Origin of the sequence: Sutcliffiella horikoshii, from assembly GCF_008180725.1 — a bacterium.
Lineage (GTDB): Bacteria > Bacillota > Bacilli > Bacillales > Bacillaceae_I > Sutcliffiella_A > Sutcliffiella_A horikoshii_B.
Genome location: NZ_VTEV01000001.1, coordinates 138,946 through 158,542 on the forward strand (window position 1 = coordinate 138,946; position 19,597 = coordinate 158,542).

General features: G+C 40.8%; 22 protein-coding genes. 2 read left to right on the forward strand and 20 right to left on the reverse strand.

Going from position 1 to position 19,597, the window contains the following annotated elements:
* Positions 1-22: 22 nt before the first annotated feature.
* From FZC76_RS00725 to FZC76_RS00755, 7 genes are all read right to left on the reverse strand, one after another.
* On the reverse strand, positions 23-1,282 hold the full coding sequence (locus FZC76_RS00725; RefSeq protein ID WP_148986358.1) for a glutamate-5-semialdehyde dehydrogenase: 1,260 nt from the start codon (positions 1,280-1,282) through the stop codon (positions 23-25).
* Positions 1,283-1,340: 58 nt separating this feature from the next.
* A complete protein-coding gene (proB, locus tag FZC76_RS00730) occupies positions 1,341-2,459 on the reverse strand; it encodes a glutamate 5-kinase (RefSeq protein ID WP_148986359.1) in 1,119 nt (372 codons plus the stop codon).
* Positions 2,460-2,492: 33 nt separating this feature from the next.
* Positions 2,493-3,335, reverse strand: a complete 843-nt coding sequence (gene proC, locus FZC76_RS00735) for a pyrroline-5-carboxylate reductase (protein ID WP_148986360.1) — start codon at positions 3,333-3,335, stop codon at positions 2,493-2,495.
* An 889-nt stretch (positions 3,336-4,224) separates the two neighbouring features.
* Positions 4,225-5,433, reverse strand: a complete 1,209-nt coding sequence (locus FZC76_RS00740) for a hypothetical protein (protein ID WP_148986361.1) — start codon at positions 5,431-5,433, stop codon at positions 4,225-4,227.
* Positions 5,426-6,598, reverse strand: coding sequence for a DUF58 domain-containing protein (locus FZC76_RS00745; RefSeq protein WP_148986362.1), 1,173 nt, complete (start codon positions 6,596-6,598; stop codon positions 5,426-5,428). The genes FZC76_RS00740 and FZC76_RS00745 overlap by 8 nt, the downstream gene beginning before the upstream one ends.
* Positions 6,599-6,600: 2 nt before the next feature.
* Positions 6,601-7,539 carry an AAA family ATPase gene (locus FZC76_RS00750; RefSeq protein WP_148986363.1) on the reverse strand — a complete coding sequence of 313 codons (939 nt, stop codon included), beginning with the start codon at positions 7,537-7,539 and terminating at the stop codon, positions 6,601-6,603.
* 147 nt (positions 7,540-7,686) lie between these two features.
* A complete protein-coding gene (locus FZC76_RS00755) occupies positions 7,687-8,478 on the reverse strand; it encodes an ATP-binding protein (RefSeq protein ID WP_148986364.1) in 792 nt (263 codons plus the stop codon).
* A 132-nt stretch (positions 8,479-8,610) separates the two neighbouring features.
* Between FZC76_RS00755 and FZC76_RS00760 the strand changes: the two genes are divergently transcribed.
* Positions 8,611-9,036: a DUF2621 domain-containing protein gene (locus FZC76_RS00760; protein ID WP_148986365.1), complete on the forward strand. Its 426-nt coding sequence runs from the start codon at positions 8,611-8,613 to the stop codon at positions 9,034-9,036.
* A 17-nt stretch (positions 9,037-9,053) separates the two neighbouring features.
* Here FZC76_RS00760 and FZC76_RS00765 read toward each other — a convergent pair whose 3' ends face one another.
* The 4 genes from FZC76_RS00765 to FZC76_RS00780 all read right to left on the reverse strand — a co-directional run bounded on the left by FZC76_RS00765 (position 9,054) and on the right by FZC76_RS00780 (position 11,247).
* The gene (locus FZC76_RS00765; protein ID WP_148986366.1) at positions 9,054-9,548 is read right to left on the reverse strand and encodes a CcdC family protein; all 495 of its coding nucleotides are present in this window, start codon (positions 9,546-9,548) and stop codon (positions 9,054-9,056) included.
* 66 nt (positions 9,549-9,614) lie between these two features.
* Positions 9,615-9,896 carry a hypothetical protein gene (locus tag FZC76_RS00770; RefSeq protein WP_148986367.1) on the reverse strand — a complete coding sequence of 94 codons (282 nt, stop codon included), beginning with the start codon at positions 9,894-9,896 and terminating at the stop codon, positions 9,615-9,617.
* A 175-nt stretch (positions 9,897-10,071) separates the two neighbouring features.
* Positions 10,072-10,431, reverse strand: coding sequence for a response regulator (locus tag FZC76_RS00775; protein WP_148986368.1), 360 nt, complete (start codon positions 10,429-10,431; stop codon positions 10,072-10,074).
* A 105-nt stretch (positions 10,432-10,536) separates the two neighbouring features.
* On the reverse strand, positions 10,537-11,247 hold the full coding sequence (locus FZC76_RS00780) for a cytochrome c biogenesis protein CcdA (protein WP_148986369.1): 711 nt from the start codon (positions 11,245-11,247) through the stop codon (positions 10,537-10,539).
* Positions 11,248-11,474: 227 nt separating this feature from the next.
* Here FZC76_RS00780 and FZC76_RS00785 point away from each other — a divergent pair, with 227 nt between their 5' ends.
* Complete coding sequence (locus FZC76_RS00785; RefSeq protein ID WP_277350526.1) at positions 11,475-11,636, forward strand: aspartyl-phosphate phosphatase Spo0E family protein; 162 nt, start codon at positions 11,475-11,477, stop codon at positions 11,634-11,636.
* A gap of 125 nt (positions 11,637-11,761) precedes the next feature.
* Here the strand turns inward: FZC76_RS00785 and FZC76_RS00790 are convergent, their stop codons facing one another.
* The 9 genes from FZC76_RS00790 to FZC76_RS00830 are packed head-to-tail and all read right to left on the reverse strand — an operon-like array spanning position 11,762 to position 19,594.
* A complete protein-coding gene (locus FZC76_RS00790) occupies positions 11,762-12,193 on the reverse strand; it encodes a bifunctional adenosylcobinamide kinase/adenosylcobinamide-phosphate guanylyltransferase (protein WP_148986370.1) in 432 nt (143 codons plus the stop codon).
* A complete protein-coding gene (locus FZC76_RS00795; RefSeq protein ID WP_148986371.1) occupies positions 12,148-12,780 on the reverse strand; it encodes a histidine phosphatase family protein in 633 nt (210 codons plus the stop codon). The genes FZC76_RS00790 and FZC76_RS00795 overlap by 46 nt, the downstream gene beginning before the upstream one ends.
* On the reverse strand, positions 12,732-13,493 hold the full coding sequence (gene cobS, locus FZC76_RS00800) for an adenosylcobinamide-GDP ribazoletransferase (RefSeq protein ID WP_148986372.1): 762 nt from the start codon (positions 13,491-13,493) through the stop codon (positions 12,732-12,734). The genes FZC76_RS00795 and cobS overlap by 49 nt, the downstream gene beginning before the upstream one ends.
* Positions 13,490-14,038, reverse strand: coding sequence for a bifunctional adenosylcobinamide kinase/adenosylcobinamide-phosphate guanylyltransferase (locus FZC76_RS00805; protein ID WP_187441916.1), 549 nt, complete (start codon positions 14,036-14,038; stop codon positions 13,490-13,492). Before FZC76_RS00805 ends, cobS begins: the two co-directional genes overlap by 4 nt.
* Positions 14,035-15,111: a threonine-phosphate decarboxylase CobD gene (gene cobD, locus FZC76_RS00810; RefSeq protein ID WP_148986374.1), complete on the reverse strand. Its 1,077-nt coding sequence runs from the start codon at positions 15,109-15,111 to the stop codon at positions 14,035-14,037. Before cobD ends, FZC76_RS00805 begins: the two co-directional genes overlap by 4 nt.
* Positions 15,112-15,120: 9 nt before the next feature.
* Positions 15,121-16,089, reverse strand: coding sequence for an adenosylcobinamide-phosphate synthase CbiB (gene cbiB / locus FZC76_RS00815; protein WP_148986375.1), 969 nt, complete (start codon positions 16,087-16,089; stop codon positions 15,121-15,123).
* Complete coding sequence (locus FZC76_RS00820) at positions 16,083-17,564, reverse strand: adenosylcobinamide amidohydrolase (RefSeq protein ID WP_148986376.1); 1,482 nt, start codon at positions 17,562-17,564, stop codon at positions 16,083-16,085. Before FZC76_RS00820 ends, cbiB begins: the two co-directional genes overlap by 7 nt.
* Positions 17,557-18,630, reverse strand: a complete 1,074-nt coding sequence (locus tag FZC76_RS00825) for a FecCD family ABC transporter permease (protein ID WP_148986377.1) — start codon at positions 18,628-18,630, stop codon at positions 17,557-17,559. The genes FZC76_RS00820 and FZC76_RS00825 overlap by 8 nt, the downstream gene beginning before the upstream one ends.
* A complete protein-coding gene (locus tag FZC76_RS00830; protein WP_148986378.1) occupies positions 18,596-19,594 on the reverse strand; it encodes an ABC transporter substrate-binding protein in 999 nt (332 codons plus the stop codon). Before FZC76_RS00830 ends, FZC76_RS00825 begins: the two co-directional genes overlap by 35 nt.
* Positions 19,595-19,597: the final 3 nt, after the last annotated feature.

A 19,597-nucleotide genomic window follows, 5' to 3' on the forward strand; every position in this document is an offset into this window, starting at 1 on the left:
CAAGACTCGTATCAAAACATTATTATCTAATTTGACCGTCACCAGTCATTTGGAATTTAACCGTTGTTAATGCAGGTAATCCCATTGGACCACGAGCATGAAGTTTTTGAGTAGAAATACCGATCTCAGCACCGAACCCTAAAGCTCCACCGTCTGTGAAACGTGTAGAAGCGTTATGATAAACTGCTGCTGCATCGACAAGCTTCATGAACTTGTTGGCAGTTACTTTGTTTTCTGTGATGATAGCTTCGGAATGCTTCGTACCATACTTATCGATATGCTCGATTGCCTCGTCTATATCAGTAACCACTTTCACTGCAATATCCAAGCTTAAATACTCGTTTGTCCAATCTTCTTCTCCAGCCTTAACAGCTCCAGGTATCGTTTCAACAACGGTGTCGTCTCCATGAACTGTAATGCCGTTTTCTTTAAACATATTGATTAGTGCATCTTTGTTCGCGTGGAACCAAGCTTCATGGACAATTAATGTCTCTGCTGCGTTACAAACCGCCGGACGGTCCGTTTTGGCATTAACCACGATAGATAATGCTTTCTCCAAATCCGCATCCTTGTCAATATAAAGATGGCAATTTCCTACCCCTGTCTCTAGAACAGGCACTGTAGCATTTTCTACGACTGCATTAATCAGAGATGCTCCACCACGTGGAATCAAGACATCGATATGCTCTTTCATCGTGAATAGCTCTTGCGTTGCTTTGCGGTCCGTACTTGCAATAAATTGCACCGCTTGTGCTGGGATAGAAGTGGTTTTTAACGCTTTGTGAATGACATCTACAATAGCCTGGTTGGAGTTGATCGCAGATGATCCACCTTTCAAAACAATCGCATTACCGGATTTCAAAGCAAGTCCAGTTGCATCAACTGTCACGTTTGGACGTGCTTCATAGATCATGCCGATAACACCAAGTGGAACGCGGACTTTTTCTACTTGTAAGCCATTCTCCAATGTCCAGTCTGAAAGGATGTCCCCAACAGGGTCATCTAACTCAGCAACTTCTCTTAGACCATTTGCAAAATCTGCAATTCGCTCTTCAGATAGAGCCAATCGGTCCATATAAGCTTCTGTATAGCCTTTTTCGCGTCCTTTGTCCAAGTCCTTGTTATTGGCTTCTAGGATATGAGACACATTGCTTTCAAGGGTGTTGGCGATATGCTTAAGAATTTCGTTTTTTTCTTCTGTAGTCAGTAAGCTTATGACTTTTGCTGCTTTCTTCGCTTCTTTTGCTTTAGTTTCTACATTTGTCTCTACTAATAAAGACATCAAATTCCTCCTAATTTTTATTTAAGAATTGTTATTTATTTGCTCATATTTGTGATCATTAAATACCGACGGGAATAGATGCTTCCAAATGACATACTAAATCATCATTTTTTACGACTTCTTCTGCGTATTTATCTTGGGTTTGATCATACTCTCTTAACTGTTCCGAGGAGTAGTTGACCACTCCAAGTCCGATTCGGTTTCCTTCAAAATCCAGAATTCTTACAACAGATCCTTCCTGGAAATACCCTTTCACTTTACTGATACTAGAAGGTAACAATCTCTTCTTCCCTAACATGGAAACGTCTGCACCTTCTGCTAGCACTACTTCTCCCTCAGGACCTGAGTTAAACGCAATCCATTGTTTTTTGTGATTCAAGTTCACTGAAGAATCCTTCGATTCAAAATACGTTCCTGTTGCTTCTTTTTCCACTGCTTGAAGTAAAATGTTTGGTACTCCTGCTTTTCCTAAGAAGGCAGGGATTCCAGATGCCATGGCAATCTTCACGGCATCAATTTTTGACTTCATTCCGCCAGTACCGACAGAGCTTCCAGGATCTCCTGCTGCCGCTTCGATTTCAGGGGTGATTTCTTCCACCTTGCGTAAAAGAGTGGCATCCGGATTTTTGCGCGGATCTGCATCATACAAACCGTCGATGTCAGATAAAATTAACAACATATCTGCATCGACAAGTCCAGCCACTTTAGCAGAAAGTGTATCATTATCCCCGAATTTTAGACGGTTTACCGTGACGGTGTCATTTTCATTGACGATCGGTACAATACCACGCTCTAAAAGAACATTCGCGGTGTTGCGCGCGTTATTGTAGCGATTTTCATCCGAAAAATCTTCTCTTGTAATAAGGATTTGAGAGGCAACGTACCCGTTAGATAAAAACAGTTCGCTATACGCCTCCATCAACAAGCCTTGCCCAATGGACGCTGCCGCTTGTTTTTCCGGTAAACTTGTTGGTCGATCCAGGCAGCCTAGTTTTCTATATCCGGCTGCTACTGCACCTGAAGAAACTAATAAGACTTCATAGCCTTGATCCTTCAGTTGAGCAACTTCATCAACAAGCCTTTCTAGTTTTCTTCTGCTAATTTCGCCATGTGAACTTGTCAATGAGCTGCTTCCAATTTTTATTACTACCCGTTTTGTCTTATTATCGGGGGTCATTCAATCACTCCTGTTATAACATAGTTGTAAAACTTACTGTAGAACCAATTCTTTTTCTTTTTCTGCACTTATTTCTTTTGAACGTTCTGCTGCACCTTTAATGGCTGCTGAGATAGCTTTACCGCCACCATTTTCACTTAAAGCATCTAATCCTGCTGCCGTGGTACCATTTGGAGAAGTCACTTTCTTACGTAGCGAAGAAGGCTCTTCGTTATTTGTTTGCATCATTTTAGCTGCTCCGAGAATTGTCTGTGCAACTACATCACGTGTTACTTCTTCATCAAGTCCTGCAGCCTTCGCTGTTTTTTCCATGTGCTCCATTAAATAGTAAAAATAAGCTGGACCACTTCCGGCTACTCCTGTAAAAACGTCCATTTGTTCTTCTTCAATGGTGTACACTTTGCCGATTGTTTCAAGGATGACTTTCGTGTCTACCATATGATCCATCCCAACATGCTTTCCTGCTGAAATCGCTGTTGCCGATTCACCAATCATGCTTGACGTGTTAGGCATTACGCGAATAACAGGCTGCCCTGGGTTCAACCCTTCTTCCATATAACTAGTGGATACACCTGCTAATACGGAAAGCAGTAATTGTGAAGAGTTAAGTTGATCTTTTAATGAAGCTAAGGCAATTTCTATATCTTTCGGTTTCATGGCCAATACAATAATGTCTAGTTCACTCATATTCAAATCCTGCTTCATCACGCCACGAACACCGTATTTATTTTCAAGTTCTATTAATCTGTCGATGTTTGATCTATTGCTTACTACAACGTTAGTTGCAGGGATAATTTCACTTGCAACAATCCCTGAAATCATTGCCTCTGCCATTGATCCTGCTCCAATAAATCCTATCACTTTTTCTTTCAGCATCTAATCGCTCCCGTCTGTCCGTTCGTTTTTAACAACGTTTATAATCGTAACATGTAGAGGATGTATATCAAGGGTGTTTGGGCAATTAGTTCGCATGAAAGCCAGATAGTGAGTGTAAACGCTACCAATAATATCGACCTGCGTGTAATTCCAGTAGAAGCGTAAAAATCGCTGATTATGGGCAAATACGGCGAAATTTGATGGAGGATAATTATGGGAATGCAGTACAAACCCTTTTATGCATTGAGTTTGGAGGGTTTTACAGGGATGAGGACTTTTCTTTTCCTAATTCCAACTCACTGCGGTCTTTGTAGCGCTGATGAAGACTTCTCTCTACTTAATCTCCCGCCTCTCAGGTCTTCATGGCGTTGATGAAGACTTCTCCCTTCCGAATTTCCCGCCAATCAGGACTTCATTACCTCGATGAAGACTTCTCCCTACCGAATTTCCACCAACTCAGGTCTTCATTACTCCGATGAAGACTTCTCTCTTCCGAATTTCCCGCCATTCAGGTCTTCATTACACCGATGAAGACTTCTCTCTTCCGAATTTCCAGCCAATCAGGTCGTCATTACATCGATGAAGACTTCTCCCTACCAAATTTCCACCTACTCAGGTCTTCATTACACCGATGAAGACTTCTCTCTACCGAATTTCCCGCCATTCAGGTCTTCATTACACCGATGAAGACTTCTACCTACCGAATTTCCAGCCAATCAGGTCTTCATTACACCAATGAAGACTTCTACCTACCGAATTTCCAGCCAATCAGGTCTTCATTACACCGATGAAGACTTCTCTCTTCCGAATTTCCCGCCAATCAGGTCTTCATTGCTCCCACCCATAAAAAAACAGTGTACCCAGAAAGGATACACTGCAAAAACTATTACTAACTCGCTTTTTTCCACTGCTTCATCACTTTTCGAATTTCCTCTGCCATCGTCCTGCATGCTTCTACTTCCGAAGGGGAGAGTTTCATTTCCCCATATCGGACTTTTGCATACAACTTCATAAAACTTTCATTAAAAGAGGTTTCCCGTTTTAACCATTCATCCAAAGTTTCATTTGGAAGGCGGCCACGGTTCTTTTTCAATGCTAACTGCTCTAAATCAAACATAAGCTTCCTTACTTCATTTTCCGGTGGCTTTTGCTTTCTTCTACCTCCGAAGAATCCACCACCACTCTTTTTAGTCATAGTAGAAGTAAATTGCTGTTCAGGCTCTAACTCTCTTTTTTGGTTGTTTACTTTTTTCTTATTTAATGAGAGGTAAAGGACAGATAAGAAAACAAGGACACCAACTGCTATTACTACAGGGCTATCAAATAAGCTTTCTGTTGGTAAGAGCTCAGCGGTTTCCGCTTCCTCCTCCTCCCCCATCTCAATGCCTCCCTCATCCTGAGGCCCACCACTTTTGGGTGTCCAATCAAGCATTCCAAATAAAGCAAACACAGGCCTTGCCAAAATATCAAAAATAAAGCTGACACCTAGGCCAAATACCGAAAGCCCTGCTGTTATCAGATATTTACCTATTGTTGCAAAGACTGCAGAAACAGCGACGATGCCTATAAAAACTGCCGCTGTGGCACCAACCACCCTTTTTTGCATATAATGGTTGCCGTTTAATTGAATCACAGCATTTCCACTATATAATAAGATAACAAGAGCGAGCTGCGCACCAAATAGTATCATTAACGTAAGGCCATGAGGATAGTCCACCAACGTTCCTGCGCCATATACAAAAGGCATCCAAATGAAGGACATGACCAATAGCGCAAAGGTGGAAATGAACCTTTCCTCTACAAAATACATAAATGCCCTGAAACTAATGATAGACCCGATAACAAGAGAAAGCCCGATGCTATAGGAAGAAAGGTAAGCAAAAATAGCTAATATAGGTGCCACAAGCATGATGGCAACATAGCTAGTTGGAAGTTTGTTGTTTAAAAAGCCAAAAATCGCAATCGCAAAACCATATGGCAACAAGATTCCTGCAAAAGAAGGGAGATTTCCGGAATCTAAGTACAAGAGCAAGATGAAAAAATAGAGTATATTGAGCTCGAGCAATAAGTGTATGCTGTTTCTCCAAAGATTACCCATTTACAGCCTCCCTCCTTGCTTCTGACCGCCATGGTATAAGTGTACAATTATCATCTTTTACATCCAGGAGGTTTACATTAGTCCCAGTAGGCATCCTCCACCCTCTCATACGCTCTTCCTCCCCACAAAGAATGACATAAGGGGCATAAGCAGCATGTTGATAGGTTATTCTCTCAAAGGTTGTCATACTAATGGACACACTGTTTCCTTGCAACCTCGCCAACATAGTTAGCGCAGTTTGGAGATGGCGCTTCCCTTCCCCATAAGGTAGTTCCAGGTAACTTGGAGTCCCCACCCTCTTGATGTTAACAAGTAATGAATATGGGATATTTAATTTTGTCGCATGATGTAACAAATGGGTAATCCCCTTAATTCTCTCTTCTAAATGGCCTGATCTAATATCAAACACAATTAACCAAGAAAATTGAGAAGTCTTTTCATACATTTTCGTTTGAAGGCTAGTAACCTTAGCAGAAGCTTTCCAATGAATTCTATTAAAGGAATCCCCTGCTGCATAATCACGGGTTCCAATAATAGTGCTAACATCTTCAAAAAGGGACGACCTAGTTGGATACGAACCTTGGTTCTTTGGCATAATTCTTTCAAGGCCGGCAACGGGTAATTGCTCAGAGTATACCAGTGCTTCAAATTTCGTCAGGTCGTTTTTTTGCAAATAAACCTTACCAAAATCAATAAAATGAGAGATTTGCAGCTCAATATGATGTAATTTAGCTACTCCCCTTTCTATTGCAGTAAAAGGAATTTCAATGACTAGTTCACTTTTACCCATTAAGGAAAACGGCAGACTGATTTGGCTGATCCGCGTTCTTCTGTCTCCGTTTTGAAACTCTATGTTATTGTCTGCAACAAGTTGGATTCGTCCAGAAAAGATTGGTAACCAGGACGGTTGTTCGACCTTTAATTTGATGATCCCTGTTTCACCGGGGAAAACCTTCACTTGTCCGTCAACAATTGTAAGCTTCAGTTTTTTCCCTACATTGGCTAAATAATAGTAGGAGACAATGAAGTACAAAAAATACAAGCAACCCATAAAAAATAAAATGGGATGTCCTGTAAAGAATCCTATTGCAATAATGGCAAATGCGCAGGCACGGAAATAAATATGGTGAGTCAGGTTATCTACTTGTTGATTCCACCTAGTCATTCCTATATTGTCGCCTCCACAGGCACTACAACTCTTGCCAACACTTCTGTCACAACTTGTTTATTGGTCTTTTTCAATGACCCTTCCATTGTAAGAACTAATCGGTGACTTAATACATATGGAGCCATTTTCTTTACATCCTCAGGAGTAACGTATTCGCGACCATTCACAAATGCTGCCCCTTGAGCCGCTCGCATTAATGCCAAGGTTCCACGAGGGCTTATTCCAAGCTCAATTTCTTCGTGATTTCTGGTCATTTGAACTATTTCAAGTATGTAATCCTCTACTACTGAAGATACTTTCACCTGTTTGACCTGTTCCTGCAATTCCATGACTTCTTCTTTACTAAAGAAAGCAGTCAATTGTTTAATCGGCTCGTCCAATCGGTATTTATTCATCATTTCCTTTTCTTCTTCCAGTGTCGGGTAGCCTAGGTCGATTTGAATAAAGAATCGATCCATTTGCGCTTCTGGCAAAGGAAATGTCCCTTGCTGAGATTCAATTGGATTTTGTGTAGCAAGCACCATAAACGGACCTGGGATAGATAATGTTTCTCCGTCAATGGTTACTTGTCGCTCTTCCATTACCTCAAGTAAACTTGATTGCGTTCTTGGAGTGGCACGGTTAATCTCATCCGCCAAGAGTATATTTGTCATGATTGGTCCAGGTCTTAATTCAAAATTTTGTTCCTTTGGATTAAAAAACTGAATCCCTGTGACATCACTCGGCAACACATCAGGAGTAAACTGAATTCGTTTAAAGCTCGCATCCATTGTCTTGGCAAAACTCTTTGCCAACATCGTTTTACCTGTACCTGGAACACTCTCTAACAACACATGACCTTTATTAAGAAGTGATACAAATAATAGCTCTACAACCTCGTCTTTTCCAATAATCACTTTAGACAACTCTTTTTTCAATTGATCAACTTGTTTCAATATCAGGCACCCCTTTTTTATTTTCTTTCTATTTAGAATTATTTTACCATTATTCTACTTCAAAAAATAGACAAATTTTAGCATTTATTTTGCGGTTAGAAAAAACCCATAGCAATACTTTGCTATGGGCAATGAAAAAAAATAAATATATTAATCTTTGTACATCGTTAAATCTTTGGTCCTATAGCTCTCCGGTGTCACAATGGAAATTAATTGATTTTGACTCATTTTATTTTTAATCCTGTCTGCAATCCGTTCACCATATCGTTTCGTCAAATCGCCTGGGTGTATATTCGATGTAAACACGATACTTTTTCCTTGTCTTTGGTTCAGAATAGAATAGATGGTTTGATCCACCCACTCACTTACCCTCTCTACACCCAGATCATCAAGAATAAGTACATCCACTTCTGCAATGGCCTTCATAAATTTACTTTCAGAATATCCCGAATCATTATCCCAGGAAGCAACAATGGTATCCATCAATTTCGGTACATCAAAAAACATCGCAGTAATATTATTATCCTTAAAATATTTATACAAGCCTACTGCTAAATGCGTTTTACCCCTACCAGTTCGACCAAAGTAATATAAGTTTTCCCTACCTGTAAATTGATCAAAAAAGTCTATCGTGCTTGCCAAAGCCTCACCCTGACTGGAATAGTCCACTTTAAAGTTCTCAAGAGTAGCATCCTCAAGCTCTCTTGGAATAATGCAAAACTGTTCAAAGTACTTATGTTTTCTACGCTTTTCCGCTTGCATCGTTTCAGCAGCCAATCGACAATCACATTCATTTTCATACTCTTGCCATTGTCCTTTATTTTCCCCACCAATAATTTGCATGCGAACGCGCTTTACTTCTCTATTACATTTTGGGCAGACTCTTTGGGAAAGTATCTCGGTTTTCCCCATGCTGCCAATTACGGCACCAATCTTTTTCATCGTCGCCACCTCCGTCAAAACTTTGTCATTTTTTCTATATCAATTAGGTTGGATTTTTCATTTACTAGTGCAATTATAATAGTTTCGGTTATAATAATACAAGAATGTTAACGAGTTCGGAGGGAAAAGAACATGTTAACCGGATGGTTTTTATGGTTAATTTTATTTTGGGTCGTCACAATGGTGGGATTATTGGCCATTGGAGGATTCTTTATGTTTCGTAAATTTCTTAAAAGGATGCCAAAAGAAGACGGCAGATCGGAATTGGATTGGCAGGATTTCTACTTAGAAAAAACCCGTCATCTTTGGCCAGATGATTTGAAACAGCTACTAGAAGAGCTTGTTTCTCCTGTACCGGAACTTTTCCGAGATATTGCAAGGCAAAAGATAGCCGGGAAAATCGGCGAAATAGCCTATAAGGAAAATGCAAAAGAAATCACAAGAGAACATGTCATTCGTGGCTATATTCTCGCAACACCTAAACGGGATCATAAGTTCCTGATAAAGAAATTGGAACACCTTAAGATTGATCATACCCCGTATCAACACCTTTTTTAAAGGAAAAACCTCGGTTTTTAGACCGAGGTTTTTATCGTTGGTGGAATGGAACCACTCTCTATCTTCTTATATTTAACATACATCGCTATTCTCCATGGTACAATCATGCCAAAAGCAAGCAGCCAAAACATTCCGGTTAGTTCTCCAATATCAATCTGTGTACTTAGAACAAGTTTCATGACAACCCTTACGGCCAATAACCCAAGCAAAATAAAGACAAACGCCTTTGATCTCTTTAAATATATATCATTATCTTTCATCTCAAACTTAGAAGTTTTAATCAAGAAAATAGAAAATATCGCACCAACAGTCAGAGCTTCTAATATTTGCAAAGAGGAAACGCGAAATTCAGGAAATAGGAACATTAATGCCCCAGTACTCATGAAGATGGGAGGTAAAACAATTTTTTTCACTGATGAAGGTTTTTTCGCAGCTTTCATTCTGATAAATAATACCAGAAGTGCCATACATACTGCGAAAATCGTAGATAGTACTGTATACAAATTAATCATCCTCTGTATTCACAACTTTTAACCTCTTACTATTATACCGAAAAAGAGAAATATTAAAAGCGATATCTAAGGTTTTTGTAAAGCTCGATATTTCTGAATGGAAACCACCAATAAAAATGTGACAAGTGTTAAATAAAGAGTATCTAAGATCCACCAATTATTTGGAAAATCAGATGCGTCAACAATTAGGTTACCTACTATAAATAACACCGCGATTGAAAAACTAATTATGTATAGAAATAACATCCCTTTTTTATAGACCGTTAACTCTTTACCACCTCTTACAAAAAAGAAGAGGAAAACAGTTCCAATAATAAAAAACTGAACGGTACTCCAGGTTTGGTCCACTATAATGTCCTTCTGTTCATCAACCAAAACTAAATTTACATAGCTTTCCATCTGCAAAACAAAATTTACAATTAGAAAGTAAATCAGAACGAAGCCTTCTGCAATTCTAGCAAAAACAAAAATAATTCTCCCCCCTAACGAAAAAAACTATCGCATAAGACGATAGTTTTTACATTTATCCTAACACTCTTTTAACAGCTTCCAAAACCCTGCTTTCATCAAAAGGCTTTACTATGAAGTCTTTCGCACCTGCTTCAATTGCTTCTACAATCAGGCGCTGCTGTCCCATGGCTGAGCACATAATAATTTTGGCCTTCGGGAAGTCTTTTACTATTTCACGAACAGCTTCAATACCGTTCATTTCAGGCATCGTAATATCCATTGTTACGAGATCAGGCTGGTGATCTCGATAGAGTGAAACCGCATCTTTTCCATTCTCTGCTTCACCAATAACAGTGTGGTTAGATTTAGTTAAAATGTTCCCAATTGTTAGTCTCATAAACTTTGCATCATCCACTACTAAAACGTTAGCCACCGCAGAGTCCTCCTTATGTCCTATAAAAAAGTTGTAATTTTCCTTTATTCCCAATTTTAACTTTACTCTTTTCGGACAGAAGAATCAACTAAAATATCACACAATTTAAAATCCTTTAAACCCTCCGGTAATGGCAGTCAACCAAACAATTATTTTTGTTAACCAATCAAAGAAAAGGAGAATCCCCATAAAGATCATAATATATCCTCCAACCTTCATGATGGGCACATGGTTGCGTCTGATCCATGATAATTTTCCAATGAAGAAAGAAAGGACAAAAAATGGTATGGCGAAACCAAGTACATAAGCAGTCATGTACAAGACTCCAGAACCTGGATTTGCTGCAGCCAATGCCATAACAGATACGAGGATCGGGCCAGTACAAGGTGTCCAACCAGCGGCAAAAGCCATCCCAATTAATAAAGTTCCTATATACCCCGTAGGCCTATTTTTAAAGGTCATTTTTTTATCGGTCATTAAGAATTTCGGTTGGAACACTCCAAGAATAACAAGTCCAAAGAAAATGATCAATATGGCACCAACCTGGCGAATTAAATCATTATATTGTACAAAAATCTGACCAAGAAACGAAGCGCTAAAGCCCAACCAAATAAAAATAATAGAAAATCCTAGTAAGAAAAATACTGTATGTAAAATACTTCTACTACGAAACATCCCTTTATCATCTTTCAATTCCCCTACCGATACACCGGTTATATAGGAAAGAAATGCAGGATAAATTGGGAGCGTACAAGGGGAGATGAACGATAAAAACCCCGCTCCAAACGCTAAGAACAGCGTAACATCTGCAGACATAATATCACTACTCCTATTCAATTATAGTTAATATAGTAACAGAAAAAACATAGAAACATACACCCGCTTTTTAATAATCTATGTCGAAACCGTGACAGTATTCCTTAGTTATTTTTCACTAGTTTAACAATTATTAAAGTACCATTAACTTGCAATTTTTCTTTGTATTGCCTCCTAAATTCTAGTATAATGATGTTACGAATTGGAAGAAGGAAGGGTACTCAACATTGGCTACTAAACACGAATTGATGGAACTTATTGAAAAAAAGCGATCCGAACTGATTGATATTGTCGCAAAGTACGGAATGTCCTCTTCTAAAACATTAAAGCTCAGTCAGGAACTAGATACTTTACTAAACAAGTATAACCATATCATCGTCCCCAAATAATACATAGATTCTATATGAGCTTTTAACATTGATGAACCCCCTCCTCATAATTGAGGAGGGGTTCCGTTTTGGAATGCCAGAATAGCGCCCAATATTCTGTAATTCTTAGACTTCTAACAAGTCCATTACTTCACTTGTTCCCTCATTCCATGCCAAACATAGTATACCTCATCTGCAAGCTTTGCGGCATCTTGCGAGATCCATCCAGCAATGTCACGGAGTCTTCTTTCCTGTTCATTCAGTGGGACAATTCCCCTGCCCATTTCCAGCATGATTAGAACTATTTCTTTCCCTTTCTCTCGTTCTTCCTCTTTCAACTCCAAAAGAAATGAATAAAAAAATTGTCGAATGGAGTCATCATTTTGTTCTAGTTGTAGAGCATCCATTATCCATTTTTCCCAGCCTTCTAAAACAATAGCGGTATCATGCTGCCGATATGATTTCCAGTCGGTAAAATTAACATTATAATAGGAAGATACCCAGCATAGTTCACCAGAATGAATAGTTTTCACTATCTTTCTTTTTCCGCAATAGGCACCACCGATAAAGAGCTGCACACCCAGTCCCCCTCCCTGTCTTCTAATTTCACTAATAATCCCTTCCCGTTCGGTACAGCAGGTGATTCCCAAAAAGAATTGGTAGCTTTGAACTGACTAAGCATGTACCGAATCACTCCTCCGTGGCTCATTATCAAAATATTAGATTCTTCCCGTGAGAGACTGACTCTATCCAACATATCCGAAACAAACGCATCCACCCTTCGTTGGAACATTTGCCCGCTCTCACCAGAGGGGGGACTATGCAATTCCCAATTATCAAGCCATCTCTGGTAACAAGGTTCTCCTTTCAACTCTTCGTATTTCTTCCCTTCCCAATCACCAAAATTCATTTCTCTTAATCTAGGATCAAGAATTGGTGAACGACACAGGCTCAAGTACTTTAATGTGTTTTGACATCTTAGTAGATCACTTGAATAGATACTATCAAAAGAAAGATTTTCAAACTCTGTCTTTAATAAATCTAACTCATCAAGCCTATCCATCAAGATATTTTGATCCGTATGTCCAAGATAACGTTTGTCCCTGTTCCAATCGGTTATCCAATGACGAATGAGATATAGGTCCACATAACGATTAACCCGCAAAGCTCTCCTCCTTCTATGGCAGTCCCCATCAGATCACCATTACTTCCTTTAAATTGTTTCATCATCCATTTGCCATACAACCATGTAAACAAGGCATACGCAGGAAATAGTACAAGGTACTGAGGAAGAAATAAAAACAATACAGCAATAGGTATTATTGCGAGAACAAGATCCCACCCAGTCAGGTTCTTTTTCCATTCAAACGCCAGTCCCTGCTGTTGAGCAGTTGGAAAAAGATACATCAGATAGACCGCAATGCCTCTTGAGCAGGCAAGGATGACCAAGAAACACATGGTAGATTGATAGGATTCGTTCAATAGTAAATAGATGAAAACGGCTTTCCATACTAGCAGGAATAATAAACTTAAGATTCCAAAACTTCCAACGCGGGGATCTTTCATAATCTCCCATTTTTTCTCAAGTGTTGTATTGGAACCAACCGCATCCGCCACGTCCATCCAGCCATCCAAATGCAGCCCTCCAGTAAGCCAAATCCAAATGGTCAATATAAGAAGTGCCAACATCCAAGTTGGCAGGACACCATGTAAAAATGAGACAATAATGACTAGGATCCCTCCCAACACCATGCCTGTTAGCGGATAACACCTTAACGCCCACTTACTAGTCTCCTTGTTCCAAGGGCACTGCACAGGCAGTGGTATCCTTGTTAAAAATTGAAAAGATAAGGCTAATCCATAGAAGCTATTTTTCATACTAACGCTCCTCTCCCTTTCCAATATTTCGGAATACCAACCCTGACCTGTACCGCCACATCAGCTTGTTTAACAATATGTTGATGAAGTAATTCCAACATATATATATAGGAAGTGACCGTTTTATAAGAGGAAGGAGGTTCTTCGTTCAGGTCATTTGAAACGATTAACAAACTCAACCCCTTCTCTCTTGCAAGAGTCAACCACTTATCAACTTCTGCAATCATCTCTTCTTCTTTCCTTACAATTCCATGAAATAGCATGTTACTAAGCCAAATGGTCAGGCAATCCAGCAGGACCACATCGCCATCACTTGCTCGCTTGATACTTTTTCCAATCTCAACAGGTTCCTCGTCCACCTTCCACTCCTTACCACGCTGTGCCTTGTGCATCGCTATTCGCCACTCCATTTCTTTATCGCTCTTTTGGGAAGTAGCTATATAAATGAGATGATTAGTGGGGGCTTTTTTATAAAGTGATAGAGCCAATTTTTCTGCAAATTGACTCTTTCCTGATCGAGCACCTCCGGAGATAAAAATGATCACACTTTCTCCCTCCATTTTTTAAGAATGGTTAACAATTTAGCATTCTCTTCCTCGGATCTTATAGCAAGCCGTAAATGACTGCCTTCCAACCCTTTGAAATTATATGTATGTCTTGCTAAAATACCGTGTTGGAACAAGAAAGTGAAAAGTGCCTCCGTTCTTTCTCGTTGTCTATTATCCTGAAGAAGATAGAAATTCACCGAGGTGTTAGATAGATAAAAGTCATTATTTTGTGCAAAGGTTTGCAATTTCTTTGTCTGTTCTTCAAGCCAACACACAGTATGGGCCGAATAGCTTTTATCCCTTAATAAAAGCGGAGCAACAGCACTTGCCAAAGCATTCACACTCCAAGGTACCTGAAAGTTTTTCATTTCATTTATGACAGCTTCTCTGGCCATCATATAACCTAACCGGAGACCAGGAATCGTGTACATTTTAGTCAGTGACCGTAGTAGAATTAGGTTAGGATATTCTTGTAGCAACGGTGTCAGCGACTCGGATGGAACAAAATCCACGAACGCTTCATCTATAACCAGAAAAGTTTGTTGATGAAGCCCCTGTTCCAGTAACATTTTTATTTCCCCTTTCGGAATGACCACCCCTGCCGGATTGTTGGGACGACAAAGGAAGAGGACATCCAAATTCGGCAGTGATTCAAGTAGTTGATTCATCGGCAGTCGAAAATCTTCCTCAGGCGATGTTAGTATATCTGTCACCTTTAGATGATAATGCCTGCAAGCCCTTTCATATTCCGAAAAAGCAGGATGCACGATTCCGGCTCTTTTCCCTTCAAAATATTTAGCTGCAAGAAAAATAGCTTCTGCTCCCCCATTGGTAAGTAGGATTTCCTCATCCCGGATCTTTTCCATCCTTGCCAATGCACTATTGCTAATAGAATAATTCGGGTCTGGATAACTCAATAGATTCTTCCACTGTGCCTCCAATTCACCCTGCAACCATTCAGGTGGACCTAAAGGGTTAAGATTCGCACTAAAGTCTAAGACTTCCAACTCTTCTGCATGCAATAGTTTCTTCATTAAATCTGGCTGACCACCATGTTCTGGCCAATTCATCCTCCACCCTCATTTCTGTCCTAGTAAAAATAGTAATAGAATTTCTAATCCTAAAAACACACCCCAACCACCATGCATATATTTTATGGATCTTGGGATATCCAAAGCCTCTAGTTTTCTATGAAAATCCCCCATCGTTTTTCTGTTAGATTCAACGCCTTTATAATAATTTACCCCACCTAACTGGATTCCCATCAAGCCTGCTGTCATCGCTTCTGGCCAACCGCTATTGGGGCTGGGATGCTTTTTCGCATCCCGTATGGTAATAGACCATCCCGCTTTTCTATTAGAGCCTTTGATAAAAACAGAAGATAACCATATGGATAGAGCTGTCAGCCTTGCTGGAATAAAGTTAGCGGCATCATCCAGCCTGGCCGAGGCCCAGCCGAAATCCAGAAACCTTTCATTCTTATACCCTACCATGGAATCCAATGTATTGATGGCTCGGTATGCCATGGCAAGAGGAGCTCCACCTATCATTGCCCAGAATAATGGGGCGGTAATGCCGTCTACTGTATTCTCCGCGATGGTTTCTACAGTCCCTCTGACCACTTCACTCTCTGACAAGCTCTCTGTGTCTCTCCCTACAATCATGCTAAGGGACCCCCTAGCTTCTTCTAGGTTTCCGTTTAGAAGCGGGATCAAGACACTTTTCCCTGCATCCGCTAATCCCTTGATGGCGATAGTTGTCCATATAAAGTAAATCTCCAACAATACACCTACATAAAAATGAATTTTATAGGACAGCGTTATGATAAGAAATACACTTCCATAAACAAAGAGGACCACGATAAATGCCAATAGACTACCCTTCCAACTCCGCTTCTGACCGTTGTTCAAAGACCTCTCCAAAAAAGAAATGAGTTTCCCCATTTGTACCACCGGATGTGGCAGCCATCGCGGATCCCCCAAGATTAGTTCCAACACAACCACTGCCCCCAAAATAAACATACTTAAATAAAACACATTATCTAACATACATGCTGACCTATTCGCTTTCGGTATTTTTGAATGGCTTTTGTTACCCCTTCATACACAAGATGACCAATTCCTTTTCCTATAAGGGTTCCAGATCCAGCATAAGGAGTTTTTTCCCCTTGTTGAGTGACGGCGAGAACCATGGCATCTGTGGAAGTTCCTGTTGCAATGGTGCCGGTTATAGGATCTTGCACCTTCATATCATAGAGGGCCTTCACCTTTGCCTCGGTCGCTGACATCAATCCATTTACAAGTCCACCATCCGTTAAATGTGCATCAATAAAAAGCATGATGTTAATGGTGCCAATGGTCACCGGTGTCTGACACATTTCCGTGTTTGTGATATCAACAGCATTCCCAACCCCGGCTGTAACCACTGCCATGAACTCTATTCCATTGATTTCCTTCTTGTATATCACAACATCCGAAAGCTCTACAGCCGTCATCATCCCGACTGACTGCTCCCTCGGAATTCCTTTTTGATGAAGCCACTCCCCGATATCTTTTACAGGATTGTCACAGTTATAATCCTTCTCCACATGAAAGTTACAGAAATGTTTATGCCACTGGATCCCCTCGCCTATTACACCATTGGAGATGGTTCTTAACGGCTTGAAGGATTGCACATGAACACAATGATCATCCATGTTAAAGGAGAAATTATCACCAAAACCATAAATTTCTTTTTTATCCTCCAACTTTGGTGTCATCAAAAGCTGTGGCTTAGGGACAACTGGATGGGGTCCTGCTTTAATAAGCACATCATATACTCTTTCAAGCTGGTCCTCTTTTCGAAGTGTGTCAGAATCCCCCACCTCCAGGAAATTTCCATTATGTAAAAGCGCCAAACGATCTGTGTACAAAGATGCCACATTCAAGTCATGAAGGATGGCAAAGACGGTCAGCCCTTTCGTATGCTGCCACTCCTTGATAAGATCCAACATACGAAAGGTATGCTTTATATCAAGATGATTGGTCGGCTCATCCAACAGAAGGATCTCCGGTTCCTGCGCAAGGGACTTTGCAAGTAGGACCCGCTGCTTCTCTCCGCCGCTCAATTTACGGAACTGCTTATTCTTGTGCACGTTCACTCCGGTAATATCCATCACCTGTTGCATTATTTCCTTGTCTTTTTTGCTAAGGCTCTTGAGAAGACCTTTTTGATGCGGGTATCGTCCCAGGCTGATAATTTCTTCGACAGTATAATCGAAGGTAACCTGTAATTCCTGTGTAAGCACCGCAATTTTTTTAGCTTTTTCCAACTTTGTAAAAGAAGAGAGTGGCCTGCCTGAAAGCAACAGTTCTCCCTCTGCCACAGGAAGCTGACCGGTCACAAGTTTGAAGAGGGTTGTCTTTCCACTCCCGTTTGGTCCGAGTAATGCGAAAAACTCCCCTTTTCTTATAACCAGGTCCACCCCGTTTATTATGGGTTTTTCAGGCTGGTAACCACCGACAAGCTGCTTTAATTCAATCATTTCTCTTCCCCTTCCCTATCCTTTCTCTGATAAGCAGACCAGCAAAGACTGGCGCACCAATCAGCGCGGTTAACACACCAATCGGCAGTTCCTTCGGTGCTATGATGGTTCTTGCCAATAAGTCCGCCAATACCAGAAATCCCCCGCCGATCAGCATAGATAAGGGAAGTACGTGTCGGTGATTTGGCCCAATTAATAGCCTGACCAAATGAGGAATCACAAGTCCCACAAAACCAATGGATCCAGACACCGCAACTGCGGAACCTGTCAGAAGCGAAGCTCCAAACAAGATGAGTATCTTTCCTCTTTTCACATTTACTCCAATATGATCTGCAGCCTCTTCTCCAAGCGCCATTGCATTCAATTCACGATAATGCAGGAATAATAGGATGGATCCGGCCATCATGAACGGAAAGATAAGTTGCACATGACTCCAACTCCTCATCCCCACGCTGCCGTATAGCCAATAAATGATTTGAGTCATGGACTCTTTATCACCAAGGGCAATGATCAATGAAATAATGGAGCTGATAAACGCGCTGATGATGATTCCTGCTAGGATAATGGTTTCGATCGCTAGACCCCTATTACTCAATCTGACTAGTCCAAATACCAAGAGCAAACACAACAATCCGCTGAAAATGGCCACAACAGGAAGAGTGAAGCTTCCGAGGCCAATAATGGAGATGTTGAAGAAAAGTACAACTACCGCCCCCAATGCAGCTCCGGAGGAAACCCCAATGGTGTAGGGATCAGCAAGAGGGTTCCTTAACAATCCCTGAAAAGACGCTCCAGCAAGCGCAAGCGATGCCCCCACAAACATGGCGAGCAGCACACGCGGAAAACGGATGTGCCAAATGATCATTTCTTCGTTCTTTGGAATGTCGGGCAGCCAGCCCTTCCCAAGTGTATTTTCAGATAGGATATGCATGATGGTTGGTATCGGAATAGAGACACTGCTGTTTAATAAACCAAGGAGGGCTGCAACAAGTACAAACCCTCCGCTACCAAAATATATCCAAAACTGCCTATTATTCAAAGATCTCCGGATAGATAAGTTTCGCAAGGTGCTCCACCCCTTCAATCAACCTAGGTCCAGGCCTAGTTACCGTATCACTGTCCACATCATGGACATTTCCTTCTTTAATGGCAGGAACCTCCTCCCAGCCAGAGCGAGCCATGACCCCCTCTTTTGGGTTGTCCACATAATAGCCATAGGTAGTGATGATCACATCTGGATTTAACTGAACGATTTCCTCTTCCGTCAGCTTTACCCAACCCTCCTGATTGCCAGCAGCATTTTCCGCTTGGATAGACTCCAGCATTTCATGCATAAAAGTCCCTTGACCTGTCGTGAAAATATCCGGCGCAGGAGAAACCTCTACCCAAACTTTTTTCTTTTCAGTCACTTGCTTTGCTTTTTCTTCCACTGCGAGTAGACGTTCTTTCATATCGGTAACCAACTTCTCCGCTTCTTCCGATGTACCAGTTGTTTTTCCAATCAATTCGATCGTTTCATATACATCCGCAAACGAGGATTCACTTCCAATGACAATGACACTTATTCCGGCTTCCTCATACTGTTGGAGGATGGCCTCATGGTTCTGATGATGATAATCCGTCACAAAAATTACATCAGGCATCAACGTCAGGATCATTTCCGCATTCATATCCTGAGCCCCCACCTTTTCCACATCGGCGGTTTCCGCTGGATAATTACAATAATCGGACACTCCGATCATTTTATCTCCAAGACCAAGAGCATAAACGATCTCCGTATTACTTGGTTGCATGGATACGATGCTTTCAGGTTCTTTTTCAATGGTGATTTCCTTACCTGAATCGTCCGTTATGGTAATAGGAAAGGCTGCATTCTGAGATTGCTCCTCACCGCTTGTATTTCCACCGGTTGCTGAATCATTTACTTTACCGTTTGTTTGCTCTGAGGGTGACCCACATCCTGTTAATATTCCAATGAATAAAATGAAAACAAGGCCTATAATTCCCCATTTTTGTTTGATATGCTCCATCTC